We start from the raw sequence: 26,514 nt of genomic DNA on the forward strand, positions 1-26,514 counted from the left end.
GCGGGTGCGACCTCTGTCCATCCCTGGCTTTTTCTGGAGCATGACCCCATGATCAACCGCCGTACTGTCCTGAGCTCTGGTGCCCTCGCTGCCCTGAGCGCGACCACCTCCCTGGAAGCCCTGGCTCAAAGCCGCAAAGACTCGGTGGTCCTGGGCATGACCCTGGAGCCGCCAGGCCTGGACCCTACCGCTGGCGCCGCCTCGGCCATTGCTGAAGTGGTGCAGTACAACCTCTTCGAGACCCTCACCAAGATCAACGCCGACGGCAGCGTCACCCCCCTGCTGGCCGAAAGCTGGGAGGTGTCACCCGACCTCAAGACCTACACCTTCAAGCTGCGCAAGGGCGTGAAGTTCCAGAACGGCGAACCCTTCAACGCAGCGGCCGTCAAGTTCTCGTTCGACCGCGCTGGCGGTGAAAAAAGCACCAACAAGGACAAGCGCACCTTTGCCGAAATGAGCACCCAGGTGGTCGACGACAGCACGGTGGTGGTGCTGCGCAAAGAGATCGATCCCGACTTTCTGTTCGTGCTGGGCCAGGCCACGGCCATCATCGTCGAGCCCAAAAGTGCCGACACCAACGCCACCAAGCCGGTGGGCACCGGCCCCTACAAGCTCGATGCCTGGAACAAGGGCGCCTCGGTGGTGCTGGGCAAGTGGGACGGCTACCGCAACGCGGCCGCCATCAAGATCAAGAAAGCCACCTTCCGCTTCATCGGCGACCCGGCCGCCCAGGTGGCCGCCCTGCTGGCTGGCGATGTCGATGCCTTCCAGCGCGTGACCCAGCGGGCTGTGCCCCAGTTCAAGGCCAACCCGCAGTTTCAGGTCATCGTGGCGGGTTCACGGGCCAAGACGATTCTGGCCATCAACAACAAGAAGAAGCCGCTCGATGACGTGCGGGTGCGCCGCGCGATTGCCGCCGCCATCGACCGCAAGGCCGTGATCGAAGGCGCCGTGGACGGCTACGGCGTGCCCATCGGCAGCCACTACGTGCCCGGCGCCCTGGGCTATGTCGACACCACCGGCATCAACCCCTTCAACCCCGAAAAGGCCAAGGCCCTGCTCAAGGAAGCCGGCGTCACCACGCCGCTCGAACTGAGCCTGCTCCTGCCCCCCACCCCTTATGCCCGTCAGGGCGGCGAGGTGATCACCTCGCAACTGGCCAAGATCGGCATCGTGGCCAAGACGCAGAACGTGGAATGGGCGCAGTGGCTCAGCGGCGTGTACACCAACAAGAACTACGACCTGACCATCATCTCGCACGTCGAGCCCTTCGACCTGGGCAACTTCGCCAAGCCAGGCTACTACTGGAACTACGAATCGCCCAAGTTCAACGAGCTGTTCAAGAAAATCAACAACACCCCGCGTGAGGCCGACCGGGCCAAGTTGCTGGGCGAGGCGCAGAAGCTGCTGGCCGAAGACTCGGTGCACGCCTTCCTGTTCCAGCCGCAATGGATCACGATCGGCCACAAGAACCTCAAGGGTCTGTGGAAAGACATGCCGGTCTTCGTCAACGACCTCTCTGCTCTCTCCTGGTAAACCATGTCCACCGCCGCCCTTTCGAGCCAGCCCCTGCACAACCTTGAAGCCCACACGCTGATCGAGGCTTACCGGCAACGCGCCCTGTCACCGGTGGAGGTGACCGAGGCCGTGATCCGCCAGATCGAGCGTTGGGAGCCCGCTCTGTGCGCCACCTGGCTGTACCGGCCCGAAGCCGCCCTGGCCCAGGCCCGCGCAGCTGAGGCGCGCTGGCTCAAGGGCCAGCCTCTGGGCCTGCTCGACGGGGTGCCGGCCACCCTCAAGGACAACATTGCCACCGAAGGCGACCCCACCCCCCTGGGCAGCGCCGCCGTCAGCCTGACCCCGGCCACGGCCGACGCCCCGCCTGCCGCCCGCATGAAGGAAGCCGGCGCGGTGATCGTCAGCAAGACCACCATGCCCGACTACGGCATGTTGTCCTCCGGGCTGTCCACCTTCCATGCGCTGGCGCGCAACCCCTGGGACCTGAGCAAGGGCCCCGGTGGCTCCAGTGCCGGCGCAGGGGCCGCTGCCGCGGCCGGCTACGGTCCGCTGCACATCGGCACCGACATCGGTGGCTCGATCCGACTGCCCGCGGGCTGGTGCGGCATCTTCGGCCTCAAGCCCAGTCTGGGCCGCATTCCCATCGACCCGCCCTACACCGGCCGCGCCGCCGGCCCCATGACCCGCAGCGTGGCCGACGCGGCGCTGATGATGCAGGTGCTGTCGCGGCCTGATGCCCGTGACAGCATGAGCCTGCCCTGGCAGGACCTCGCCTGGTCGCAGTTCGATGCCGGCGTCGACGCCTTGCGTGGCCTGCGCATCGGCCTGCTGCTGGATGCCGGCTGCGGCCTGCCGGTCGAGCCCGAGGTGCGCGCCGCCGTTGAACGCGCCGCGGCCCTGCTGACCCAGGCCGGTGCCCACGTCGAGCCCATGGCCCCCTTCATGACCCAGGCCATGCTCGAAGGCATGGACCACTACTGGCGCATGCGCTCGCACATCGACCTGTCGGCCCTGCCCCCCGCCCAGGCCGACAAGGTGCTGCCCTACATCCGCCAATGGGCCGACAGCGCCGCCGGCATGAGCGGGGTCGAGGTCTTCAACGCCAGTCACCAGTTCCACCAGACCCGGCTGGCCAGTGTGAAAGCCTGCAACGCCTTCGACTACGTGATCTCGCCCACGTCCCCCATGCCGGCGTTTGCAGCCGAGCTCCCCTCGCCCACCAACGACCCGCTGCATGGTCTGGAGCACATTGGCTTCACCGTGCCCTTCAACATGTCGGAGCAGCCTGCTGCGTCGATCAACTGCGGCTACACCCGCGCCGGCCTGCCCATCGGCCTGCAGATCGCCGGTGCCCGTTTCAATGACCTGGGCGTGCTGCAGGTGGCCCGAGCCTTCGAGCTGATCCGCGATCCGCAACGCCCCTGGCCAGAACCGCCGCAAGCATGACGCCCGGTTGAGTTCAGGCAAGATCGGCGACAAGCAATGAGCGCGCCTGGGTCACGAAGGCGCTTTCCCCGGCGCGGGCCGGCAACACCCGGAATTCGGCCTGAGGTAAGACGGGCAGGCCATGGGGTTCGGGCACTGGCGCGATGCCAACACCTTGGGCTGACTCATTCAGGCACGCGATGCCCAGGCCTGCAGCCAGCGCCGACTGCAGACCTGCCACGCCCGAGGCCTGATGAACCAGCACAAAAGGCACACGCCGTCGCTGCAATATGCCCACCGTGAATTGATGCAGTGAGCAGGTGTCTGGCAGTGCCAACAAACGCCACGGCTCGCCTGTCGGAGGCCGCCACCCCGACGCCGCCAGCCATCGCAAAGGCTCACGCTTGAGCAATTGGCCCGGCCGTCCACCCGATGCACCCGCGACGCGCAAGGTCAGCCCCACATCCAATTCACCGGCGGCATAAGCCGCCTCGATCAATCCGCTCTTGAGCACAGACACCTGCAGGCTCACCCGGGGGTAGCGGGCCTGCATGCGCGCCAACAGAAGGGTCAACTCAGACGGGCGGAAATAGTCCGTCACCCCCACCCGCAACTGTCCAGCCAGAGGCACCCCCTTCAAATCTCTGTAGGCCTCATCGTTGAGCGCCAGCAGTTGCCGAGCCCAGCCCATCAGGCGTTGCCCTTGGGGCGTCAGCACCACCCCGGACTTAGAGCGCAGCAACAGGGAGTGTCCCGCCAGCTCTTCCAGCTTGCGCAACTGCTCGCTCACCGCAGACTGGGACAGAAAGACCCGCGGGGCGCCGGCAGTCACGCTGCCAGCCTCCACCACGGCTACCAAAGTGCGCAGTTGGTCCAGGGGAAACACAGGTGTGGCCATCGCTTCTATCCAACGGTTTATCAAATGGATTCAAACATTATTTCCTGCTTTTCCGAATTTTCTCAAAAAACCAGAATAGACCCCTGTCCAACCCTTGAGTCGAGAAGATCACCATGCCTCATATCGTCATCCACTTGTCTGGTCAGCCCGATCCCGTGCTGGCTCGCCAGGCGACCCACGCGCTCACCGAGCTGACCCACCGACACCTCGGCAAAGTGAAAGCGGTGATGGCCACCACAGTGCAATTCATTGCGACTGACAGCTGGTTCATCGGTCAGCAAAACCTGGCTGATCTGGATCAGAACGCCTACTACGTGGACATCAGCGTCACCGACGAAACCAATACCAAGGCGGAAAAAGCCCGCTTTCTGAAGGAGGTCCACGCCTTCATGAGCCAGTTGTTGCCACGTCTGCACGAGGTCAGTTACTGCCATGTGATCGATGCCCGCGCCGCGGCCTATGGCTACGGCGGGCACACACAAGAATGGCGGCATCAGCAAGCGGGAGTCTGAGCCTGGCACGCGGACACCGAGGCGGGCACAATCGGCTCATGCCGACCTCCCACCTTGCTTCATCCGATGCGCGGCCCGCCACCGACAGCCTGGGCAACCCGGTCACCCTGCACGACCCGGCCAGCCTGGGGCCGTTGAATGACTTTGTCGAGGGCTTCATCGCCTGCGAGGCCCGGTGCGTCAACGTGCTGGTGGCGGCCGAAGACAGCAGCCCGCTGGTGCAAGCCTATGCGGCGGCCCTGCACATGTTTGCCGAGACCGGTGAGGCACCCACCCAGGCCCGGCCCTTCATCGAACGGGCCGAAGCACAGGCGGCCGGCGCCACCGAGCGCGAGCAGCGCTTCATTGCCGCGGTGGCGGCCTGGGTACGCGGTGACCTGGCCCGCGCCGTGGCCCTGCACGAAGAGCAGGCGCGCCTGTTCCCGCGCGATCTGGCCTCGCTCAAGCTGGGGCAGTACCACCTGTTCAACCAGGGCCAGTCGACCGGCATGCTGCGCCTGGCACTGGCCGCCCTGCCCCACGCAGCCGATGTGCCCTCCCTGCACGGCATGGCGGCTTTTGCCTGGGAACAATGCCACCTGCTGCGCCAGGCCGAATCGGCTGCGCGCACGGCCCTGCGCCTGAGCCCCAAAGAGCCCTGGGCACAGCACGCATTGGCCCACGTGATGCTGACCGAGGGCCGACTGGAGGAAGGGCGTGGCTTCATGCGCGAGGCCAGTGTCAGCTGGGTGGGTCTGAACTCCTTCATGCAGACCCACAACTGGTGGCACCTGGCCTTGTTCGAACTGGAGCGCGGCCACGCCGAGGAGACCCTGCGCTTGTTTGATGAGCAGGTCTGGGGCGTGGTGAAGGACTACAGCCAGGACCAGATCAACGCCATCTCGCTGCTGGCCCGGCTGGAACTGGCTGGCGTGGCGGTCGGCCCACGTTGGCAGGACCTGGGCCAGCACCTGCTGCAACGCAGGCCTGACCACGTGCTGCCTTTTCTGGATCTGCAATACCTTTATGGGCTGGCCCGCGCAGGCCATGGTGACGAGGCCCAGGCGCGGCTGCAAGCCCTGCGCCGCTATGCGGAACAAGCCACCGGCCCCCTGCGCCCCGCCTGGCAGCAGGTGGCGGTGCCTGCCGCCGAAGCCCTGCTGGCCCACGCCGAAGGCCAGTACGCGCACAGCGCCCAGCGCCTGGGCCAGGCGCTGCCGCGCCTGAGCGAGATCGGTGGCAGCCATGCGCAGCGTGACCTGTTTGCCCAGATCCACCTGGATGCGTTGCGGCAATCGGGCCAGTGGGTGGGTGCACAGAACCTGCTGCAGCCCCTTTGCAACCAGCAACCCGAATCGTGTCGCCTCGCCGCCATGGCCACCCAGCTTTACAAGGATCTGGGTCTGGCGGAGGTCGTGGCCCAGACTGGCGCTGCGCCAGGCTGATTCACATCGGCAGCAGGCGGGGTGGCAGCTTGCGGCAGTCGGCGTCCAAAAATGGCCCCCCTTGCTGAATCCAGCCCACCCCTGGCGAAGCCTGGGCACAAACCTCTTTGCCATCCAGCTTGCTGCGCCACACATACCAGGGAGCGGGCCCCGCCTGGGCCAGCCCGACGAGCTGACAGCCCACCAGGCAGCCAACCAGACAGACCCGCCAGAAGACCCAACCTGAAAGGGGTGAGCGCAAGATACCCATGCCCTCACTCGACCAGGTAGCGCCCAGGCAGCAGGTGAACCGACTGCCGCAGGTGTTGGAGAATGCCTTCGTGCTCACGGGGCGTCAGCATGCGGACCCCGAAGGGGGTGTCGACCGTGGACAGCCGCTCGGCCTCCAGCACGCGCAAACCACGCGCCACATCCTGCACCACCCGAACCGGCACCCGCATGTTGCCGCTTTGGTACATCAAGGTCTCCGGGCTGCTCAGGTGCATCGAGTAATCGGGCCCGGTGATGCGCCCATCGGGCTGCAACTCAGCCTGCGCCGGGTGCGGGCCATCGCGCTGGTCGGCATGGGGTTTGACTGAATAGGCCACGTCGCCAAACTCCGGCGCCACCATGGCGAGTTTGTAGCCGCAGCGTTCGCATTGGTAGTGGTCGGTGCCTGCGTCGCGCAACACGAAGCGCAGGCTGTTCTCGCGGCAATGCGGGCAATGCCGGCGCCCCGCCAGCAAGGCCGGATCAGGTGGCGCAGGACGAGGTGAGAGCGGCATGGCGTCGGCCCGAGGATGCTCAGGTGGGACCGCACCCAGGCTGACCCGTGCCTGGGGCTGCAAGGCGAATGGGTCATCCAGATTCGGCAGCCTCGACGGGTTCGCTGTCACAGCGCCCGGCGCGGCCGGCTTGGCGGAGGGTGCAGAGGGGGGCCGGTCGGGCGTCAGGTCCAGCTCGGGAGAACCATGGCTGGGGGTGATGCGCACCCGCACACCCCAACCCACAGGCTTGCGAAAAAACCCGATCCGACATCCCACCCAAGGCAGGCCATCGTGGGCCAGCGCCTGCGCGAGGGCCTGTGCCGCGGCCTGCACCCGTGCGGGCGCCGGCTGCTCTGCCCCGCCTTCGGGACGCCGCAGCCGACACACCAGGGCAGGCCCCTGCTGGCTCAGGCACAGTTCGCCCTCCGACCAGCCTTCAGGCCGGTCGGCGATGGCGGCCTGCGCCAAGACTTTCAGCAAGGGCTGATAAGACGAGTATCGGGTCGATTTCATGGTGTTGTTCTCCCAGTGCAGGTCGGTCTGAGGCCTGCAGGGTGAAGCACGGTGATACGCCAAGTGTAGCGATGGCCCCGGCCCTATGTCGATGTTCGGTGCCAGTTCGCCTCAAGCGGGCCAGGCAGCGCTGAGGATCCAGCCCTCGAGTGGATCCAGGCCGGGCGGCAAGCCATACAGCGGATCACCGGCGGCATGCTGGCGATGTGCCCAGGCCGCCTGCAGCAGGCACAGCACGGCATCCAGGCTGTCGCCACTGGCGTCGTCCACCAGGGCATCACGCTGGGCATGGCTCAGTTTGAGGCGCAGGCCCAGGCGGGTTTGCCCATGCTCCAGCGCGGTGATCAGGTCTTTGCGCGCGATCAGGCGCTCGGGGGTCTGCTTGGCAGGGTCATCGCTTTTGTACGAGCGTTTGCCCAGCAGCTCGCGCGCCAGCAGGCCGGGGTAGGCTTCCAGAGCCACCCGGGTCGGGGCACCAGGGCACGCCGCGGGCTGCCACAAGCCAGGCAGTTGCACGCCCGCAGCCAGCAAAGGAGGCACGCCGGCATGCATCATGTAGGCCACAGGGGGGTTGACCCATTTCATCGACGGGCTGGACCCGGCGGGCCCATCCGTGGCGCGGTGGGCAAACTTGCCGCCCACGGGGCGGGCATCACAAAAGGCCGCAAACGCGGCCCGGATCTGCTCCCGCGTCAGGCTGGCGTAGTGCGCCATGCAGGCCGCCCAGTCGGTGGGCCAGCCCAGGGTGCTGACCAGCTCGCGCGGCAGCCCGAAAGGCAGGTCGAAGCCCCCTACCCACGCGCGGGGCTCGGCCAGCCAGGCGGCGTAGGCCTCCAGTGTCTGCAGCCGTTCCAGGTGGCTCAGCACCACCCGGCCCGCACGCTCATGCCCCAATGCCAGCAGCACCGGCTTGCGCCGGGTCGGCCGGCTGCTGAAGTCGCAGCCCAGCAGCAACATCGGGGACAGGGGATCCGCCATGTTCAGCCCAGCCCCAGCAGCACCACACCCGCCGCGATCAAAACCGCCCCCCCGACGCGGGCCAGCCGGTCGCCCTCGCCCAGCAGATGCCCGCCGATCAGTGCGGCAAACAACATCGAGACCTCGCGCGCCGGCGCCACATGCGACAAGGGCGCTGTCTGCATCGCATACAACACCAATACATACGAAACCGGGCTGATGGTGGCCACCAGCAGGGCATGCCGCCACTGCAGGCGCCACAGCCGGGCGGCCTCAGGCCGGTCTCGCCAGACCTGGGGGGCCAGCGCAGCCACCCGCACGAAATTGCCCATGTAATCGATCAGCACCGGCGACATCAGCATCACCTTCACGGCATAGCCGTCGACCACCGTGTAGCTGGCAATGAAGGCCCCGGTGAGCAGGCCATACACCAGGCCCAGGCGCACCCGCGCCTGGTGTTCGGCGTCTCGGCCGGCCCGCCACAGGCCAGGCCCGCCCGCCACCAGAAACACCCCCAACACCACACCCAGCAGGCCCAGCCCGCTGGAGGCAGTCAAATGCTCGCCCAGCAGCACCAAAGCCACGGCCGATGACAGCAAGGGCCCGGAGCCGCGCGCCAGCGGGTACACCACCGTGAGGTCGGCCCGCTGGTAGCCGCGCAGCAGCGTGACGTAATAGACCACATGCAGCAGGCCGCTGATGACGACCAGGCCCCACTCGGCGAGCCCCCAGGCGCCCACCACGCTCCACCCCATCCACAGGCCCACCGGCGCCCACACCCCCATCATCAGGAACGAGGTGAAGAAGGCAAAGCGAGAGTCACCGCCAGCCCGTTTGGCTGCGATGTTCCACAAGGCATGGATGAGGCCGGCCAGCATGACCAGCGAGAAGGACAGAAGGCTCATGACACCGGCCCAGCGCTCCAGGAGCGCCGGGGACACCCAACCGCGCTCAGGCCCGACCGATGATGGAGGCGGTGGCCATCAACTCTTCGAGCAGGGCCAGGGAAACGCGGCCGGACACGGCATAGGGGTCCAGTTCGGGGCGCTCAGAGTACTTGAGCAGGATGGAGGTATTGAGCTTGGACAGGTTCACCAGGCCCATGGTCCAGCCGCCAAAATGGCGTTCAGAGATTTCTTCGTACACCAGCAACTCGACCTGACTGTGACGGGTGTCGCGCAAGATGTGGCCATACAGCTCATTGACGGCGGAGCGGCCGCCCTCGATGGCCTGCAGAAAAATACCGCCGCCGTAACACAGCACCCCCGTGATGCCACAGCCCGGGTTGTGTTGCCGCGACTGGGCCAGGATGGCGTCGATCGCGGCTGGCGAATTGTCAACCACGCGGCTGGCATAGAGCAGACGAACAAGCATGGTCAGTCCTTGCGAGGAATCAGGGAGAGGAATTCACGGCGCAGCGCAGAGTCTTTGAGGAACACGCCACGCATCACCGAGTTGATCATTTTGCTGTCCATTTCGCGCACACCGCGCCAGGACATGCAGAAATGACTGGCCTCCATCACGATGGCCAGGCCATCGGGCTGGGTCTTCTCCTGGATCAGGTCGGCCAGCTGAACCACGGCCTCTTCCTGGATCTGAGGGCGCCCCATCACCCAGTCGACCAGACGGGCGTACTTGGACAGGCCGATCACATTGGTGTGCTCATTGGGCATCACCCCGATCCAGATGCGGCCCATGACCGGGCAGAAATGGTGACTGCAGGCGCTGCGCACGGTGATCGGGCCGACGATCATCAGCTCATTGAGGTGTTCTGCGTTCGGGAACTCGGTGATCGGCGGCGCCGCCACATAGCGGCCCTTGAACACCTCGTTCAGATACATCTTGGCCACCCGGCGGGCGGTGTTGTTGGTGTTGTGATCCCGCTCGGTGTCAATCACCAGGCTGTCGAGCACGCCTTGCATCTTGTGCTCGACTTCGTCGAGCAACTTCTCAAGTTCACCGGGCTGGATGAAGTCGGCGATGTTGTCATTGGCGTTGAAACGCTTGCGCGCTGCGGCCAGTCGCTCACGGATTTTCAGCGAGACGGGGGTGCCCTCGTCCGGGTTGATTGGGTTCATTGCGGCTTGTACTCTGTCCAAACAGCCAAGGATGGTAACAGCGATTGAATTTTGGGGTTTATGGGCTGATAGCCACTGCAGCGCAAGGGTTTCAAGCTACACAATGAATAGCACTGAAGCCCTGTTGAACGGGCCTGGGCTCAGTAGCGGTAGCCCGTCAGCCACAAGGCCAGCCGCATCAAACCAAAGGCCAGCCGGTCCAGCACCCGCAAATGCCAGGGGCGCTGGGCCAGTAACTCAGGCTGGACCAGGCGCCCAGCCTGCCGCATGGCGGCCTGCAAGGACCGGCGCAAGCCGGCCGCAAACTCGCGGTCATCAATGACCACATTGGCTTCGCGCGCCAGCAACAGGCTCAAGGGGTCGAGATTGGACGAGCCGACCGTGCTCCAGCTGCCATCCACCACCGCCACCTTGGCATGCAGAAAGCTGGGTTCGTACTCGTGGATCTCCACGCCCGCGGCCAGCAGGGGACCGTACACCGGGCGCGCCGCATGGTGTTGCATGAAACTCTCATAGCGCCCTTGCAGCAGCAGCTGCACCCGCACGCCACGCTGCGCGGCCATCACCAGGGCACGGCGCAACTTTCGCCCCGGCAGAAAGTACGCATTTGCAATCAACACCTCTTCGCGCGCCGACCCGATGGCGCGCAGGTACGCCTTTTCGATGCGCGCGCGATGGCGCAGGTTGTCACGCAGCACCAGGGCCGCGCGCAGGCCCTGTGGCGCGCTGCGCAGCGCGCCCGGGGCGGGTGCCGGCAAACCCTGACGCCAGGCCTCCAGTGCATGCGGCAGCCGCCGCGACCGGATTGCCCGGGCGGCCTCCAGCCGCCACCACAACCGGGACATGGTGTCCACGGCCTCCGCCACCACCGGGCCCGACAGGCTCACGGCCAGGTCAAAGCGCGGCTGCCTGAGCGGCCCATGGTGCGGGTCGTACCAGTCGTCCAGCACATTGATGCCGCCGCAGAACAGGCGTTCCCCATCCAGCACACACAGCTTGCGGTGCAGGCGGCGCCAGCGGTTGGGGATCAACAGGCCGCCCGGTCCCAGGGGGGAAAAGACGCGCCACTGCACGCCCGCAGCCTGCCAGCGCTGCAGCCACAGCGCGGGCATGGCATCGGTGCCCACACCGTCCACCACCACACGCACCGCCACGCCACGCTGTGCCGCCCGCTCCAGGGCCTGGGCAACGCCTTGTGCACTGCCCGTGAAATCGAAGATGTAGGTCTCCAGCCAAATGCTGTGGCGACTGGCGTCCATGCCTGAGATCAGCGCCGGAAAAAACTCGGTGCTGCCTTGCAGCAATTGCACCTCATGGCCGGCGCGGTAACTCAAACCATGGGCCCGAGGCATGTCTAGAACCGGAACTCGGTGATCAGGGGCAGATGGTCGGACATGCGTGCCCAGGCCCGCCCGTGTGGCACCTGGGCGCTGATCGGGGCCAGGCCTCGGGCGTAGATGTGGTCCAGTTGGGCCAGGGGCAGGCGCGATGGAAAGGTGGGGTGGCGCGAGGCCTCGAACTCGATCAGGCCATCGTGGCGCAATGTCCTGCTCAGCGAGCCACCAAACTCATTGAAGTCGCCCGCCACGATCAGGGGCTCGCTGACCCGCACCTCACGGGCAATGAAGCGGCGCAGCTGGTCAACCTGGCGCACCCGGCTGCCTGGGATCAGGCCCAGGTGCACCACGATCACGTGCAACAGCCGATCGGCCACCTGGATCTCCACATGCAGCAGGCCACGCTGCTCGAAACGGTGGTCAGACATGTCCTCATGCTGATGGTTCACCACGGGCCAGCGGGTGAGCAGGGCATTGCCATGTTCGCCATGGCGGGTAATCGCGTTGGTGCGGTACACCGCCTCGTACCCCTCAGGGGCCAGGTAATCGGCCTGCGGCATGGCAGGCCAACGCGCAAAGTGGCTCTGCTCGCGCCGATGCACCTTGCGCACCTCTTGCAGGCAGACCACATCGGCGTCCAGTTGCTCCACACCATGACCGATGTCATGAATCTCAAGCCTGCGCGTCGGCCCCACGCCTCGCACACCTTTGTGAATGTTCCAGGTGGCTACCCGGAAAACGCCATCTTTGTCCATCCGGGGATTGTGGACCATCCGTCTGGCCGCGAATATGACCGGAATCCGACACACCCTAGGTGATTTTTCTGATTTTCGGATCTGTCGCCCGCTTTACACTGAGCCTGGAGAATATCTGGCTTGTAGCCACTTTCCATTGCACAACACAACATGGCAACAGCCCCACAACGCGACATCGGCGACTGCCTGGCACTGGTCATCGACAGCAATGCCACCTCGCGCAGCATTCTGGCTGGCCAGTTGCGTGACTACGGGGTGGGCAAGGTGGTGCAGTGCAGCCGCGTGCGGGATGCCCGCAACCGGCTGGAACACACGGTGTTCGATTTTGTGCTGTGTGAACAGTATTTTGATGACACCAACGAGTCGGGCCAGACCCTGCTCGATGACCTGCGCCGAGCCCACCTGCTGCCGTTCTCGACGGTGTTCTTCATGGTGACGGCCGAGGCCTCGTACGCGTCGGTGGCCGAAGCTGCAGAATCCGCCCTCGACGGCTACCTGCTCAAGCCCTTCACCCCCGTGGCACTGTTCGACCGGCTCAGTTTGGCCCGACTGCGCAAGGTGCACCTGATGCCGATCTTCAATGCGATTGAAGACGAGAACTTTGAACTGGCCGCCAGCCTGTGCGTGCAGCGCTTCGAGACCCAGCAGCCCTACTGGCTGTACGCGGCCCGCATCGGTACCGAATTGCTGCTGCGCCTGGGGCGCCACGACGAGGCCCGCACCCTGTTCGAGGCGGTGATTGCCGCCCGTGCCCTGCCCTGGGCCAAGCTGGGCGTGGCCCGAGCCCAGGTCGAGTCAGGCCAGGCCACCCGGGCCATCACCACCTTGATGGGCCTGATCGGTGAAGACGCGAGCTACACCGATGCCTACGACGTGCTCGGACGCGCCCAGGTCGAGGTGGGCAATTTTGCCGAGGCCCTGGAGACCTACCGAACCGCCAGCACGCTGACACCTGACTCGGTCGGGCGGCAGCAGAAGTTCGGCATGATGGCGTTCTACATGGGCGACCGTGTCACCGCCACCAAGGCCCTGGCCCGGGCCACCATCCTGGGCATTGATTCGAAGCTGTTTGACTTTCAATCGATCGTGTTGCTGGCCTTTGCGTATTTTGCGGACAACGACCGCAAGGGCATGGAACGCTGCATGGCCGACTGCGCCCGCATCCTGGAGCGGCACCCTGACAGCCCCCGCGTACGCCGCTTCGTCGAAGTGACGGGTGCGCTGCAGCAGATCCTGCAAAGGCAGTTTGCGCGCGCAGTCGAGATGGTGCGCAACATGGCCGCGCAATTGAGCGCCGTCGACTTTGACTTCGAAGCGTCCTGCAACCTGGCAGGCCTGCTGTCGGTCCTGGCCAACACATCGATCGACCTGCCCGAGGGCAGTGGCTGGATCAAGCAACTGGGCATGCGCTACGCCAACACCCGGGGCCTGAGCGAATTGATGGCCAACGCCTGCCACCTGCACACACCCTATGCGGACACCATCCGCGCGTGCCTGCAAGAAATCAACGGCACCGCAGAACGTGCCATGGGCCTGAGCCTGTCGGGCGATCCGGCCGGTGCAGTGCGCAGCCTGCTGCAACACAGCGAAGCCACCCTGAACGTCAAGCTGCTCGACATGTCGCAGCAGGTGCTGTTGCGCCACCAGGCCCGCATTACCCAGGCCGAGCCGCTGCAACAACAGATCGACACCTTGCGAAGCCGCTGCGGCACCACCCCGGCTCGGGCCGTGCTGGGTCAGGACAGCGAACGCCAACCCGGCGGAGTGACACTGCGCCTGCGCAAACGTGCTGAAGCCAAAGCCCAGGCGGCCGAGAGCCTGCAAGCCGCCCAAGCGCCAGCAGAGGCGCCACCCAAGCCTCAAGCCGAATCGAAATCAGAGCCCCTGGCGCAGGGCTTGGACGCGCTGCGTCTGCGCCCAGGGCGCTGAGGCCCGGGCTGAAGTCACACCAGAAACCGGGGCAACATCAGACAGGCCTCGGCATTCGACGGGGAGAAACACCGATCCGCCGCCTCCAACCAGGGCAGCCACTGGCTGGCCGTGTGCTCACGAGGGCTCAGGCGCACCGACAAGGGGGTGGGCACGGTCAGCCCCAACACGCGTTCGCGATTGCGCAGCACCCCAGGGGCATAGCGATGCTGCCATTCAGGCCAGATGTCGTAGACATTCTCCAGGCCCCAGTCCCATAACCGATGCCCTGGGGCCAGCGCATCAATCCCGGTTTCCTCCATCACCTCGCGCACGGCAGTGTCGACCCAGCTTTCGCCCGTGTGGTCCTTGCTGCCGGTGACGGATTGCCAGTGCTCGCCGGCATCGGTGCGCCGGATCAGCAACACCTGCCGGTCGGGCGTATGGATCAGGACCAGCACCGATTCGGGAATCTTGTAGGCGCGCGGCTCAGGCATGGCGATCTCCGAGGCAATAAAAAAGCGGCCAGGGCTTGCGCCGTGGCCGCTGTGGTCCTGGCAGGCCGCTCGGGGCCGCTCAGGTGATCTGCCGGACTCAGGCGGCGGGCGTGGTGTTGCGCAGGCGGATGTGCAGTTCGCGCAACTGCTTTTCGTCCACCGGGCTCGGGGCCTGGGTCAACAGGCACTGGGCACGCTGGGTCTTGGGGAAGGCAATCACGTCGCGGATCGACTCGGCCCCCGTCATCAGCGTCACGATGCGGTCCAGGCCGAAGGCCAGGCCACCGTGCGGGGGCGCACCGTATTGCAGCGCGTCGAGCAGGAAGCCGAACTTCTGCTGAGCTTCCTCAGGGCTGATCTTCAGGGCATCGAACACCTTCTGCTGCACATCGGCGCGGTGGATACGGACCGAGCCGCCACCCATTTCCCAGCCATTGAGCACCATGTCGTAGCCCTTGGAGATGCACTTCTCGGGCGCCGTGACCATCCAGTCCTCATGACCGTCCTTGGGAGCGGTGAAGGGGTGGTGCACCGCATTCCAGCGCTGACCGTCTTCGTCGAACTCGAACATCGGGAAGTCGACCACCCACAGCGGGGCCCAGCGGCTCTCGAACAGGCCATTCTTCTTGCCAAACTCGCTGTGACCGATCTTGATGCGCAGGGCACCGATGGAGTCGTTGACGATCTTTTCCTTGTCGGCCCCGAAGAACAGCAGGTCACCGTCCTGAGCGCCGGTGCGTGCCAGGATCTCGGCGATGGCCTTGTCGTGCAGGTTCTTGACGATGGGGCTTTGCAGGCCGTCACGGCCCTTGCTCAGGTCGTTGACCTTGATCCAGGCCAGGCCCTTGGCGCCATAGATCTTGACGAACTCGGTGTAGCTGTCGATCTCACCGCGCGACAGGCCGGTACCTTCCTTGGCACCGCCCGGCACACGCAGGGCCACCACACGGCCACCCTTGGTGGTGGCGGGGGTGGAGAACACCTTGAAATCGACATCGGCCATCACGTCAGTCAGCTCGGTGAATTCGAGCTTGACGCGCAGATCGGGCTTGTCAGAGCCGAAACGGAAGGCCGCATCCTGGTAGGTCATGACCGGGAACTCGCCCAGGTCCACACCCAGGGTGTTCTGGAACACGGTCTTGATCATGCCCTGGAACATGTCACGGATGTCCTGCTCTTCCATGAACGATGTTTCGATATCGATCTGCGTGAATTCGGGCTGGCGGTCAGCGCGCAGGTCTTCGTCACGGAAGCACTTGGTGATCTGGTAGTAGCGGTCAAAGCCCGCCACCATCAGCAACTGCTTGAACAGCTGGGGCGACTGGGGCAGCGCAAAGAACTGGCCGTCATGCACACGGCTGGGCACCAGATAGTCACGCGCGCCTTCGGGCGTGGACTTGGTCAGCATCGGCGTTTCGATGTCGATGAAGCCATTGGCATCCAGGAACTTGCGCACTTCCATGGCCACGCGGTAGCGCAGCATCAGGTTGTTCTGCATGTACGGGCGGCGCAGGTCCAGCACGCGGTGGGTCAGGCGAGTGGTCTCGCTGAGGTTGTCCTCATCGATCTGGAAGGGAGGCGTGACCGAGGGGTTGAGCACCTTGAGCTCATGGCACAGCACTTCGATCTGGCCGCTCTTGAGCTTGTCGTTGGTCGTGCCATCCGGGCGGGCACGCACCACACCCTTGACCTGCACGCAGAACTCATTGCGCACTTCTTCGGCAACCTTGAACATCTCGGCACGGTCCGGGTCGCAGACCACCTGCACATACCCTTCGCGGTCACGCAGGTCGATGAAGATCACACCACCGTGGTCACGACGACGATTGACCCAGCCCGACAAGGTAACGGTTTGGCCCAGCAGGGCTTCGGTCACGAGACCGCAATAGTGTGAACGCATAGCCATAAGAAACATCCAGCGCCAGCAGGCGCATTACTGAGAAGATTGAGAGAGGATGGCCGGGCCCGCAGGAGCGACCACGCCCATGGAAACGATGTACTTGAGCGCCTCGTCCACGCTCATGTCGAGTTCGATGCAGTCACTGCGCCGCAACATGACGAAATACCCCCCCGTGGGGTTCGGCGTGGTGGGCACATAAACGCTGAGGAAGTCGTCCTTGAGGTAGGTGAGCACATCACCGCCAGGCGTACCCGTGACGAACGCCACGGTCCAGACGCCGTCACGCGGCCACTGGATCAGAACGGCCTTGCGGAATGCATTGCCGCTTTCCGAAAACAGCGTGTCCGAGACCTGCTTGACGCTGGAATAGATCGAACGTACCACCGGGATGCGGTGCACGATGGCGTCGCCCAGCTTGACGAGCTTGCGGCCCAGAAAGTTGCTGGCAACGGCGCCCACCACCAACAGGATGAGCAGCGTGAGCACCACCCCGAAGCCCGGGATGTGGAAGCCCAGCAACTCATCTGGCCGCCATTTCTGGGGCAGGATGAGCAGGGTCTGATCCAGGGTGCCGATGATCCAGTCGAGCACCCAGATGGTGATGGCCACCGGCACGATGACCAACAGACCCGCGAACAACCATTTGCGCATGGCAGCCATGGGGGAGGCCATCAGTGACAGGCGCAACCGCCGCCGCACGAACCACCCGAGGCGGTGGGGGCAGCGTCAGACTTGGCCGTGCTGGCAGACGATGACTCGGCCGGCGCGCTGGAAGTACCCGCTTCAGCGCCCGAGGCCGGGGCTGCTGCTGGAGCACTGGTGCCTGGGCTGGCACCGTTTCCGCCGCTGTTGCCACCCCTGAAATCAGTCACATACCAGCCCGAGCCCTTGAGCTGGAAACCGGCCGCCGTGATCTGTTTGCGGAAGGCCGAAGCATGGCAGGCGGGGCATTCCGTCAGCGGAGCGTCGGAGATTTTTTGCAAGACGTCTTTGCTGTGCCCGCAGGACTCGCATTTGTAGGCGTAGATTGGCATGGCTTTCTGAGCTTGGAAGGGGGTTGGGAGGGTAGGGACAATCCATTGCTGGATCATCCCCCCCTAAGAACCGGACGTGCGACTTTCATCGCATCCGGCTCAAGCACAACATAGGCAAACTGGTCGAACAACCTTCGATTTTAACTCGAAGACGTCTTGACAGTCTGCGCTCTAAGCCCGTCACGGGCCGGTTTCGCTACCGTCAGACCCAAGGCATGCAGTCTGATGTGGCAGACCGGGTGCAGAAGCACCCGGTTAGAGAGAACATCCGGACCACCATCCACCTTGCGAACAATGTGGTGGTCGTGCCATCCGCCCTCGTAGTCCAGGGGCTGCTCGCAAAGCGCGCAACGCCCCGTTTGTGAGACATACAGTTCGAACGTCTCAGACCGATAGTGCATGTTTTTCAACATACGCTTGGTCCTCAAGTCTTCACCGTAGGCCTCCCACTTTGGATCAAAAGGGTTGTATTCCCCTTTGATCTTTTGGTGTCTCACGATCTCTGTATCCGAGAGCCTTGTCAGCTTTTTCGTGAGTGGACCATCTGCCGTTTTGATCGTTGCAGCAAACACAGTCCTTCCCCCGGTGCTCTGCCAGTAGCGGCCTTTGCACCATGGTCGGGACTTCCTCGGATGTCGCCTTCTCGCCCAGCGGAGAAGCCGCCAGTAGATCAGACTATCCATCCGACTGAATGTCTCTTTCGCCACCACCGGATGGTGGTACTGAGCCCAACCCTTGAGGATTGGATTCAGTTTTGCAATGAGACTCTCTTGGCTCACCGATATATGCGTCTTCACGATTTCCTGCACCTTGCGGTAGAACGTTTGAACGTTTTTCTTGCTCGGTTTGATTAGCAACTTCCCCTGATACTTGCGGAAGTTCCAACCCAGGAAATCGAAACCGTCATCCAAATGTACGACTCGCGTCTTTTCCAGTGATAGCTGCAGACCTCGTTGTGCAAGGAATGTTTCTATCCAAGGCCTGATTTCGGTATCCAGCAACTCCCTGGAGTTACCAGTCACAACGAAATCGTCGGCGTACCGGACCACATGAACTTTCAGTTCCTTGACTTTTCTCTTCCCGTATTTCGCATCGAGATGCGCCATTAGAGAAGATTCCAGCCCGTTTAACGTCATATTCGCCAAAGTAGGCGAGATGATCCCGCCTTGCGGCGTTCCTTCAATAGTTGGAGATAGGTGACCCTGGTGGATCACCCCGGCTTTCAGCCACTTGCGCAGAATCCTTGTGTTCATGGGAACATGTCGGATCAGCCAATCGTGGTTGATATGGTCAAAACAGCCTTTGATATCCGCCTCCAACACCCAATGAGCCGAGGCCCTCTGAGCGGTGGAAACGAAAATCTGCGCCATAGCGTCCGCCGTGGAGCGATTCCGCCTAAAGCCGTAGCTGTTGGGGTCGCTCGTGGATTCCGCCACGGGTTCGAGGCCGAGCAAGTGAAGTGCTTGCATCGCCCGGTCGAACATCGCCGGGATGCCCAAAGGACGATCCTTTCCATTCGACTTGGGGATGAAGACCCGCCTCAGAGGCAGAGGTCTATAACCTCGTTGCTGTTTTAACCGACCAATCGCCACCCATTTCTGGATCGGAGTGTCCCAAAGCTGGCGATCAACACCCGCTGTTCGCTTGCCTTGGTTTTCGGTAACTCGTCGCACAGCCAGTGCCCTGGCGGAGAACGAGTGTATTAAGGATCGTTGCAAGGACTTAACCCTGCGCCAATCCTGATCTAGCGAAGCCTTCGCTAGTTTTTGCTGCGTCGTTCGCACAAATCGCTCAACTAGCCTCCAATCAATGGAATGCCAATCCTGCGGTTCGCGTGAGGACGCAGAACCATTGAGATCAATGGTCTTTCTCATGCTTTCCTCCGGAAGTTAACCTTGCAGAGGACGCGCTTCACCCCAAAGGGATCCGCGAATCCCATTGGGGTCGAATGAACATAAGCAGCCGTCTAGCGACGGTTGCACCACGTGGAAGTCTGCGCGTTTTCACGCTGGGGCAAAGCTTGAACCCCTATGCCATCTATTACTAACGGCCATTCGCTTTTTCCACGATCCCATACCCCCTCACCCAACAGGTCACCTTACGGCTTCCCTGCCACATCATTGAACATGCTGTGGCGGATGGTGGGGCTTACCACGTTCCCTGACATACCGACGACCCGCCGCTTGCGCGTATGGTCGTCTATCCGGGTAGGGCTCATCTCTCCTGGGGCTGCACTGGTGGCGACGATCACTTAGTTTCGACAAGTGATGCCGGCAGCGTACCTTTTGGTTATGGCCTATCAGCAGATTTGGCCATTCAATTGTTACCCAGGTTCAAACGATGATTCACATGTGTTGCCCATGCGGAACTAGCCTGGCACCTTTGCCGCCTTTCTGCTGGCAGCATCCGGAGCCGACCCTCACGGGCCGACACCGCCGCATACGCGGGGTTGCGTTGTCAGGTGGGCTTCAAACACGGCCGTTACCAGCCGTGCATGCCACCGTAGGCTACTCGTGGTCGCACACGAGGTCACGGCCCTCTTTTAGGAGGACGTGACAAGGCACATCAGAGCAGTACGCTCCGAGATAGAACACCCAGAACCACTGCGCACATGTGAACGCCCCATAGGGACATTCAGGACGACAGAACTCCGCTTGTGGCGAAGTCGTCGGCTATGTGCGCGAGCGCCACAAACGGCATTACAGCCGTCTTATTTCTCGACATCCTCCAAGAAGGTGTCGGATTAGGTTGGACCAGCGAGCCAGCCAACCGTGGTAAGGACCTCCCTAAGGAGGCCACTTGGAGGACAGCAAGCCGCCTCCAGTTCTGTACCCGTCAAGCGGGTGTGTATTGCTAATTATTTTGTGAGGCTAGCTACCTCTTCTCAGAGCGACACATTACGTGTCGCACCAAAACCCTCAATTATAGGCGGGCGGTCATTCTGCAAGAGGCGCCCGGTCGATGTGCATGGGTTCCCAGGTCTCAAAGGCCCGGCAAGGCGTGGTGCGCAGCATGGCTGTTGCGGATGGCCTGCGGCCCCAGCGAACCAATCAGCATGCCCACCAGCGCGGCCACAAAGCCGGCCAACTGGGCCGGCACCTCTTCCCCGGCCGGGGTCATGATGAACAGCAGCCAGCACAAAATGCCGAGCACGATCGAGAACAGTGCCCCCTGGGTGGTGGCCCGTTTCCAGTACAGCCCGGCCGTCAAGGGCACGATGGCCCCCACCAAGGTGACCTGGTAGGCGCCCGACACCATCTCATAGATGGGCTTGTCCTTGGACAGGATGGCATAGGTGCACACAAAGACGCTGAAGATCAGCACGGTGATGCGCATGGTGCGCAGCTCCTGCCGGTCACTCTGGCGCGGAAAGAACTGACGCCAGATGTTCTCCACAAAAGTGACCGAGGGCGCCAGCAAAGTGGCCGAGGCAGTGCTTTTGATCGCCGACAGCAAGGCACCAAAAAACAGCACCTGCATCACAAAAGGCATGTGCGTGCGCACCAGGGTGGGCAAAATCATCTGGCTGTCCACCTTGCGGCCGGTGGACAACAGTTGCCCCGTGGTCTCGGGCATGATGATCAAGGCGCTGGTGACCAGGAACATGGGCACGAAGGCAAACAAGATGTAGCAGATGCCACCGATCACCGGGCCCCGGGTGGCAGCCCGCTCGTCCTTGGCCGACATCACCCGCTGGAACACGTCCTGCTGCGGGATCGAGCCCAGCATCATGGTCATGCCGGCACCGATGAAAAACAGGATGTCCTTGAACTGCATGGGCGGCCAGAAGGCGAACAGGTCCTTTTCCTGGGCGTAGGCCAGCACCTTGTCCACCCCACCCGCCTGCTGTCCGGCAAACACGGCGAGGATCAGCAACCCGCAGACCAGGATGATCATCTGGATGAAATCCGTCACCGCCACCGACCACATGCCACCGAACAGGGTATAGGCCAGGATGGAGGCCGTGCCGATCAACATGCCGACCGGTTGCGAGATGGCGCCTTCGGACAACACATTGAAGACCAGCCCCAGGGCCGTGACCTGGGCCGCCACCCAGCCCAGGTAGCTGAGAAGGATGATCAGCGAGCAAAGGATCTCGACCACCCGGCCATACCGTTCGCGGTAATAGTCGCTGATGGTGAGCAGCGACATCTTGTACAGCCGCGCCGAGAAGAACAACCCCACCAGGATCAGGCAGAACCCGGCGCCAAACGGGTCTTCGACCACGCCATGCAAGCCCTCCTTGATGAAGGTGGCCGGAATGCCCATCACCGTCTCGGACCCGAACCAGGTCGCAAACGTGGTGGTGACGATCATGAACAGGGGCAGATGGCGCCCCGCGATCGCGAAATCGGCGGTGTTTTTCACCCGTTTGGCCGCCCACAGGCCGATGGCAATCGTGACGAGCAAGTAGATGATGACCAGGGTCAGCAGCACGGAAACCTCCAGGAAGACGGCGGATTATCCCGAAATCGGGCCTGGCGTCAGAACAGGCGGATCCTGATCACCAGTTGCAACACCAGCAGGCCCAATACAAATCCCATGCCACCGTAAACAATGGACTGCAGCAGGCGGTTGGTGCGCCGCTGCTCGGCCAGCAACAGCGCCAGTTCCTTTTTGTGACCGGCCGGCCCTTGCTCCAGGTAGCCGGCCAGCAAGCGCGGCAGCTCAGGCAACAGCTTGGCGTAGCGCGGAAACTCGTCGCGCAACTGCTTGAACAGGCGCTGCGGGCCCACCTGATCGAGCATCCACTTCTCCAGGAAGGGCTTGGCAGTGCTCCAGAGGTCCAGTTCGGGGTCCAGTTGTCGCCCCAGGCCCTCGATGTTGAGCAGGGTCTTCTGCAACAGCACCAACTGGGGCTGGATCTCGACCTGGAATCGACGTGAGGTCTGGAACAGGCGCATCAGCACCATGCCCAGCGAAATTTCCTTGAGCGGCCGGTCGAAGTAGGGCTCGCACACACTGCGGATGGCGGCCTCCAATTCATCCACCCGGGTTTCCGGAGGCACCCAGCCGCTTTCGATGTGCAACTCGGCCACCCGCTTGTAGTCGCGCCGGAAAAACGCCGTGAAGTTCTGCGCCAGGTACTCCTTGTCGTACTCGGTCAGAGTGCCGACGATGCCGAAGTCCAGCGAAATGTAGCGCCCGAACGTGCCAGGCGCCAGGCTGACCTGGATGTTGCCCGGGTGCATGTCGGCATGGAAGAAGCCATCACGGAACACCTGGGTAAAGAAGATGGTGACGCCATCGCGCGCCAGTTGGGGAATGTTGACCCCAGCCTCGCGCAGGCGTTCAAGCTGGCTGATGGGCACGCCCTTCATGCGCTCCATGACCATCACCTCGGGGTGACAGAAGTCCCAGAACACTTCGGGGATCAGCACCAGATCCAGCCCGGTCATGTTGCGCCGCAATTGGGCGGCATTGGAGGCCTCGCGCACCAGATCCAGCTCATCGTGCAGGTACTTGTCGAACTCGGCCACCACTTCGCGCGGCTTGAGGCGCTTGCCGTCCGAGCTGAGGCCTTCGACCCAACCGGCCATCATGCGCATCAGCGCCAAATCCTTGTCGATCACAGGCAGCATGCCCGGACGCAACACCTTGATCGCCACCTCGCGCTCTTGACCGTTGGCCGTCCGGACCAGACCGAAATGCACCTGGGCGATCGAGGCACTGGCCACGGGCTCACGGTCAAAGGACTGAAACACCTGATCCACCGGGCGACGGAAGGCGCGCTCGATGGTGGCAACAGCAACGTCGGAGCTGAACGGAGGCACCCGGTCCTGCAGATGGGCCAGTTCTTCGGCAATGTCGGGTGGCAAGAGGTCGCGCCGGGTGGAAAGCACCTGGCCGAACTTCACGAAGATCGGACCCAGTTGCTCCAACGCCTCGCGCAGGCGTTGGCCACGCGGTGCGTCGAGCGAGCGGCCAACGGTGATGATGCGTGCCAGCCGAATCATCCAGGGCCGCCCGAAATGGGTCAGCGCCATCTCATCGAGGCCATAGCGCAGCACCACCCAGAGGATGTAGCACCCCCGCAACAGACGGCTCATAGCCCGTCCTTGTCACGCACGATGGAGGTGGCGGGGAAGCGGGTGACGAAGTCCTTGAGGCCGCGGGCCAGGTTTTTCACAGCCTGCACGGCTGCGTGGGCCGGACCATCGCCCACCACACGGGCCAGGTCTTCTTCCAGATCCCAGCGCACGTGATCGACGATCCAGTTGATTTCAGCCGCAAATTGCACATCGCCTTCGATGCGCACCGGCGGCTTTTCACCCGCCACAACCGCCTGCACCAGGGACGCAGGCGAACTCTCGGTGACGGCCAGATGCAGATCAGAGGCTGCCCCCGGCTCGGCCAGGTCGATCAGCCCCGCCGGGGTGATGAGCAGCTTGATGTCGAACAGCCGCCACTGCACGCTGGCCACGCGGCCCTTCTGGCGAGCCAGCCGGGCCATGGCCTCGGGTTCTTGCATCAGCACGTGGTTGATGAGCAGCACACCACGGTGCTGCAACTCGCTCACCAGCCAGGCAGGGGGCTGAAATGTGCTGGTGACACGGTCAAACAGTTGATCGATCAGGGAGAAAGGGGTTGCTTGGGCCATAGCCGGCGATTATTCCCCGAAAGTAGGTCGCCAGCCCGATGACCCTGCACGGGCCTGGGCAGGCGGCAGCCTCAAAGCGGGCTCAGGCTCACTGCAGAGCCTGCACGCCAGCCACCAGCCAGCCTGCACTGCCATCCTTGGGCTTGGTCATGTTCCAGACTTCGCGGAAAGGATTCGGGCCGGCCGAGGGTTCCTCGCGGATCATGCCGGAGAACTCGACGCTGGCCATGTAGCCCTCGCCCAGATCCTCGATGCCCAGCAATTGCGCCTCGATCATGACCACGTCGGTCTTGTTCTGCTGCCCCGGGCGATGGGCCTCACGCTCGTTGAGCTGCACACGGATCTCGTCGAGCATGCCATCGGTCATCATGGCGCGCAGGGTCGGGATGTCGGAACGGTCCCAGGCCGCCTGCAGTGACACAAAGTTGCGTTTGGCGGCGCCCAAGAACCCTTCGGTATCAAAACCGGTCGGAATGCCCCAGCTTTGATTGCCCCCCAGCGAAGTGCCGATCAAGGCGCCGCCGGATTGGCGGCCCGCAGCCTCAGCGCCGAACTGGCTCTGACGCTCCCAGGGCCGGGCAGAGGCGTCGTTGCCGACGTGATCGGGGCTGTACTGACGCAGGGCAGGCGCCGCCGCGGGTGAGCCCGCCCCCTGGAAGGCGTAAGGACCGGAGACTGATGCCGCGCCACGGCGGCTGCGCATGATCCAGCCGATCACGCCCATGGCCACCATGGCCAGCAGGGCCACCATGAGGATCTGACCAAAGGCTTCACCAAAACCAAGCGAGTGCGCCAGCCAGGCCAGACCCAGGCCGGCCGCCAGACCACCGAGCATGGCCCCCCACGGGCGACGCGGCGCCTGCGCCGCAGCCGGGGCGGGTGCCTGTGCTGGTTTCGCAACCGAAGAAGGGGCGCCGGCGGGTGCCACAGAGGGCGAAGCGGGGGTTGCCGGTGCAGGCGATGCTGCCGCGCGCTGGGTCACGTTCGAGGATTGACGCCCGATCGATTGGCCGCCCCCCAGCCTGCGTGCCGCCTCGGCCTCCTGGCCAGCCATCACCAGCGCCAGCGCCAGCACCACAGACCAAAGCTTCTTCATGTCATCTCCATCTTCTCGTACAGTGGGGCAAGCCCCGTTCATTCGGTTCGGGCGCGCGCCCTCAGCACTTGATGCCGACGTGCAGGGCCACCACCCCGCCGGTGAGGTTGTGGTAGTCCACATGACCAAAGCCAACCTGCTTCATGAGGGCCTTGAGCTCTTCCTGCCCAGGGTGCATGCGGATCGATTCGGCCAGGTAGCGGTAGCTGTCGGCATCGCCGGCCACCATCTGCCCCAGGCGGGGCAGGATCTTGAAGGAATACCAGTCGTAGGGCTTGGCCAACGGCGCCGCCACCTTGGAGAACTCCAGCACCAGCAACTTGCCACGCGGCTTGAGCACGCGGTTCATCTCGGCCAGGGCCTGGTCCTTGTGGGTCATGTTGCGCAAACCGAAGGCCACGCTGACCACATCGAAATGGTTGTCGGGGAAAGGCAGCTTCTCGGCGTCGCATACCAGGGTGGGCAGCACCACGCCCGCGTCCAGCAGACGATTGCGGCCGGTGCGCAGCATGGCCTCGTTGATGTCGGTGTGCACCACGCGGCCGCTGCGGCCGACCTTCTTGGAGAAGGCCATGGCCAGATCACCGGTGCCCCCTGCGATGTCGAGCACCTGATCGCCTTCGTGCAGGTTGGCCACCATGACGGTGTAGGCCTTCCAGGCCCGGTGCAGGCCCAGGGACATCAGGTCGTTCATGATGTCGTAGCGTGACGCGACCGAGTCGAAGACCCCACGGACCTTGCGAGCCTTCTCCTGCTCGTCCACCGACTGAAAACCGAAATGTGTCGTGCTCATGGCTGAATGCTATACGTTAGTGCCTCGGGCCTCGGCGACAACCCCGCTTGCGGCAGGGGTGGCCCGGTCCGGGCGGAGGGGTTCAGTGACTGGAACAGCCATGACCGCCCTTGACGGGCATCGGGTCATCGCGGCCGCGGCCAGCGGCTTGCAGGCGGGCCTCGTACTCGGCCCAGAGTTCGGCCTGGCGGTTGCCCAGCGAATACAGGTAATCCCAAGTGAAGATGCCGCTCTCGTGACCATCGGTGAACAAGGGCTTGACGGCGTAGTTGCCCACCGGCTCCAGGCCCAGCAGGCCCACATCGCGTTTGCCGGTCTGCAGGGTTTCCTGCCCGGGCCCATGGCCCTGCACTTCGGCCGAGGGCGAATAGACGCGCATCAATTCAAAAGGCAGGCGAAACACGGCACCGTCCGAAAATGCCACCTCCAGCACGCGCGACTGCCCGTGCACCGTGAGCGCCGTGGGGGTTGGGGCGCCAGCCGTGAGTCCTGCCATGAATACCTACCTGCCTTGCTTGAGGG

At 63.7% G+C, this 26,514-nt stretch carries 24 protein-coding genes; 5 read left to right on the forward strand and 19 right to left on the reverse strand.

The window, feature by feature from the left end; translation table 11 throughout:
- Nucleotides 1-48 precede the first annotated feature (48 nt).
- Together AC3WUT_RS11540 and AC3WUT_RS11545 are read left to right on the forward strand one after the other, a co-directional pair.
- Nucleotides 49-1,536, forward strand: coding sequence for an ABC transporter substrate-binding protein (locus AC3WUT_RS11540; protein ID WP_492347216.1), 1,488 nt, complete (start codon nt 49-51; stop codon nt 1,534-1,536).
- 3 nt (nt 1,537-1,539) lie between these two features.
- Nucleotides 1,540-2,964: an amidase gene (locus AC3WUT_RS11545; RefSeq protein WP_492347217.1), complete on the forward strand. Its 1,425-nt coding sequence runs from the start codon at nt 1,540-1,542 to the stop codon at nt 2,962-2,964.
- Between the two features lie 13 nt (nt 2,965-2,977).
- Here the strand turns inward: AC3WUT_RS11545 and AC3WUT_RS11550 are convergent, their stop codons facing one another.
- Complete coding sequence (locus tag AC3WUT_RS11550) at nt 2,978-3,841, reverse strand: LysR substrate-binding domain-containing protein (RefSeq protein WP_492347218.1); 864 nt, start codon at nt 3,839-3,841, stop codon at nt 2,978-2,980.
- A gap of 113 nt (nt 3,842-3,954) precedes the next feature.
- On the opposite strand from AC3WUT_RS11550, the gene AC3WUT_RS11555 reads away from it, so the two are divergent.
- Both AC3WUT_RS11555 and AC3WUT_RS11560 read left to right on the forward strand, forming a co-directional pair.
- Nucleotides 3,955-4,353 (forward strand): tautomerase family protein, encoded by a 399-nt coding sequence (locus tag AC3WUT_RS11555; RefSeq protein ID WP_492347219.1) that lies wholly within the window; start codon nt 3,955-3,957, stop codon nt 4,351-4,353.
- Between the two features lie 38 nt (nt 4,354-4,391).
- A complete protein-coding gene (locus AC3WUT_RS11560) occupies nt 4,392-5,777 on the forward strand; it encodes a tetratricopeptide repeat protein (protein WP_492347220.1) in 1,386 nt (461 codons plus the stop codon).
- 254 nt (nt 5,778-6,031) lie between these two features.
- On the opposite strand, the gene AC3WUT_RS11565 is transcribed toward AC3WUT_RS11560, so the two are convergent.
- From AC3WUT_RS11565 to AC3WUT_RS11595, 7 genes are all read right to left on the reverse strand, one after another.
- Entirely contained in the window at nt 6,032-7,036 is a 1,005-nt protein-coding gene (locus tag AC3WUT_RS11565) for a hypothetical protein (RefSeq protein ID WP_492347221.1), read from the reverse strand.
- A gap of 111 nt (nt 7,037-7,147) precedes the next feature.
- Nucleotides 7,148-8,014, reverse strand: coding sequence for a DUF429 domain-containing protein (locus tag AC3WUT_RS11570; protein WP_492347222.1), 867 nt, complete (start codon nt 8,012-8,014; stop codon nt 7,148-7,150).
- 2 nt (nt 8,015-8,016) lie between these two features.
- The gene (locus tag AC3WUT_RS11575; protein ID WP_492347223.1) at nt 8,017-8,898 is read right to left on the reverse strand and encodes an EamA family transporter; all 882 of its coding nucleotides are present in this window, start codon (nt 8,896-8,898) and stop codon (nt 8,017-8,019) included.
- Between the two features lie 46 nt (nt 8,899-8,944).
- A complete protein-coding gene (locus tag AC3WUT_RS11580) occupies nt 8,945-9,367 on the reverse strand; it encodes a BLUF domain-containing protein (RefSeq protein WP_027478319.1) in 423 nt (140 codons plus the stop codon).
- A 2-nt stretch (nt 9,368-9,369) separates the two neighbouring features.
- Nucleotides 9,370-10,071 (reverse strand): GTP cyclohydrolase I, encoded by a 702-nt coding sequence (gene folE, locus AC3WUT_RS11585; protein WP_492347224.1) that lies wholly within the window; start codon nt 10,069-10,071, stop codon nt 9,370-9,372.
- 140 nt (nt 10,072-10,211) lie between these two features.
- Nucleotides 10,212-11,423 (reverse strand): cardiolipin synthase ClsB, encoded by a 1,212-nt coding sequence (gene clsB, locus AC3WUT_RS11590; protein ID WP_492347225.1) that lies wholly within the window; start codon nt 11,421-11,423, stop codon nt 10,212-10,214.
- 2 nt (nt 11,424-11,425) lie between these two features.
- Nucleotides 11,426-12,181, reverse strand: a complete 756-nt coding sequence (locus tag AC3WUT_RS11595) for an endonuclease/exonuclease/phosphatase family protein (protein WP_492347226.1) — start codon at nt 12,179-12,181, stop codon at nt 11,426-11,428.
- Between the two features lie 132 nt (nt 12,182-12,313).
- Between AC3WUT_RS11595 and AC3WUT_RS11600 the strand changes: the two genes are divergently transcribed.
- The gene (locus AC3WUT_RS11600; RefSeq protein WP_492347227.1) at nt 12,314-14,092 is read left to right on the forward strand and encodes a response regulator; all 1,779 of its coding nucleotides are present in this window, start codon (nt 12,314-12,316) and stop codon (nt 14,090-14,092) included.
- Nucleotides 14,093-14,106: 14 nt separating this feature from the next.
- On the opposite strand, the gene nudB is transcribed toward AC3WUT_RS11600, so the two are convergent.
- The 11 genes from nudB to AC3WUT_RS11655 form a co-directional block, all read right to left on the reverse strand.
- Nucleotides 14,107-14,568: a dihydroneopterin triphosphate diphosphatase gene (nudB, locus tag AC3WUT_RS11605; RefSeq protein ID WP_492347228.1), complete on the reverse strand. Its 462-nt coding sequence runs from the start codon at nt 14,566-14,568 to the stop codon at nt 14,107-14,109.
- Nucleotides 14,569-14,665: 97 nt separating this feature from the next.
- Complete coding sequence (aspS, locus tag AC3WUT_RS11610) at nt 14,666-16,474, reverse strand: aspartate--tRNA ligase (protein ID WP_492347229.1); 1,809 nt, start codon at nt 16,472-16,474, stop codon at nt 14,666-14,668.
- Between the two features lie 27 nt (nt 16,475-16,501).
- Nucleotides 16,502-17,128: a DUF502 domain-containing protein gene (locus tag AC3WUT_RS11615; RefSeq protein WP_027478325.1), complete on the reverse strand. Its 627-nt coding sequence runs from the start codon at nt 17,126-17,128 to the stop codon at nt 16,502-16,504.
- An 11-nt stretch (nt 17,129-17,139) separates the two neighbouring features.
- The gene (locus AC3WUT_RS11620) at nt 17,140-17,502 is read right to left on the reverse strand and encodes an FmdB family zinc ribbon protein (RefSeq protein WP_492347230.1); all 363 of its coding nucleotides are present in this window, start codon (nt 17,500-17,502) and stop codon (nt 17,140-17,142) included.
- Between the two features lie 140 nt (nt 17,503-17,642).
- Nucleotides 17,643-19,376 carry a group II intron reverse transcriptase/maturase gene (ltrA, locus tag AC3WUT_RS11625; protein WP_492347231.1) on the reverse strand — a complete coding sequence of 578 codons (1,734 nt, stop codon included), beginning with the start codon at nt 19,374-19,376 and terminating at the stop codon, nt 17,643-17,645.
- Between the two features lie 1,108 nt (nt 19,377-20,484).
- Nucleotides 20,485-21,939, reverse strand: a complete 1,455-nt coding sequence (locus AC3WUT_RS11630; protein WP_492347232.1) for a high affinity choline transporter 1 — start codon at nt 21,937-21,939, stop codon at nt 20,485-20,487.
- A gap of 47 nt (nt 21,940-21,986) precedes the next feature.
- Nucleotides 21,987-23,552 carry a ubiquinone biosynthesis regulatory protein kinase UbiB gene (ubiB, locus tag AC3WUT_RS11635; protein ID WP_492347233.1) on the reverse strand — a complete coding sequence of 522 codons (1,566 nt, stop codon included), beginning with the start codon at nt 23,550-23,552 and terminating at the stop codon, nt 21,987-21,989.
- Nucleotides 23,549-24,103 (reverse strand): hypothetical protein, encoded by a 555-nt coding sequence (locus tag AC3WUT_RS11640; RefSeq protein ID WP_492347234.1) that lies wholly within the window; start codon nt 24,101-24,103, stop codon nt 23,549-23,551. The genes ubiB and AC3WUT_RS11640 overlap by 4 nt, the downstream gene beginning before the upstream one ends.
- 88 nt (nt 24,104-24,191) lie before the next feature.
- The gene (locus tag AC3WUT_RS11645) at nt 24,192-25,199 is read right to left on the reverse strand and encodes a Tim44 domain-containing protein (protein WP_492347235.1); all 1,008 of its coding nucleotides are present in this window, start codon (nt 25,197-25,199) and stop codon (nt 24,192-24,194) included.
- A gap of 61 nt (nt 25,200-25,260) precedes the next feature.
- Nucleotides 25,261-25,992 (reverse strand): bifunctional demethylmenaquinone methyltransferase/2-methoxy-6-polyprenyl-1,4-benzoquinol methylase UbiE, encoded by a 732-nt coding sequence (ubiE, locus tag AC3WUT_RS11650; protein WP_492347236.1) that lies wholly within the window; start codon nt 25,990-25,992, stop codon nt 25,261-25,263.
- 82 nt (nt 25,993-26,074) lie between these two features.
- A complete protein-coding gene (locus tag AC3WUT_RS11655; protein ID WP_492347237.1) occupies nt 26,075-26,488 on the reverse strand; it encodes a gamma-butyrobetaine hydroxylase family protein in 414 nt (137 codons plus the stop codon).
- Nucleotides 26,489-26,514 lie beyond the last annotated feature (26 nt).

The sequence above is a fragment of the Curvibacter sp. EU05-FHT14A10 genome (genome assembly GCF_058791075.1).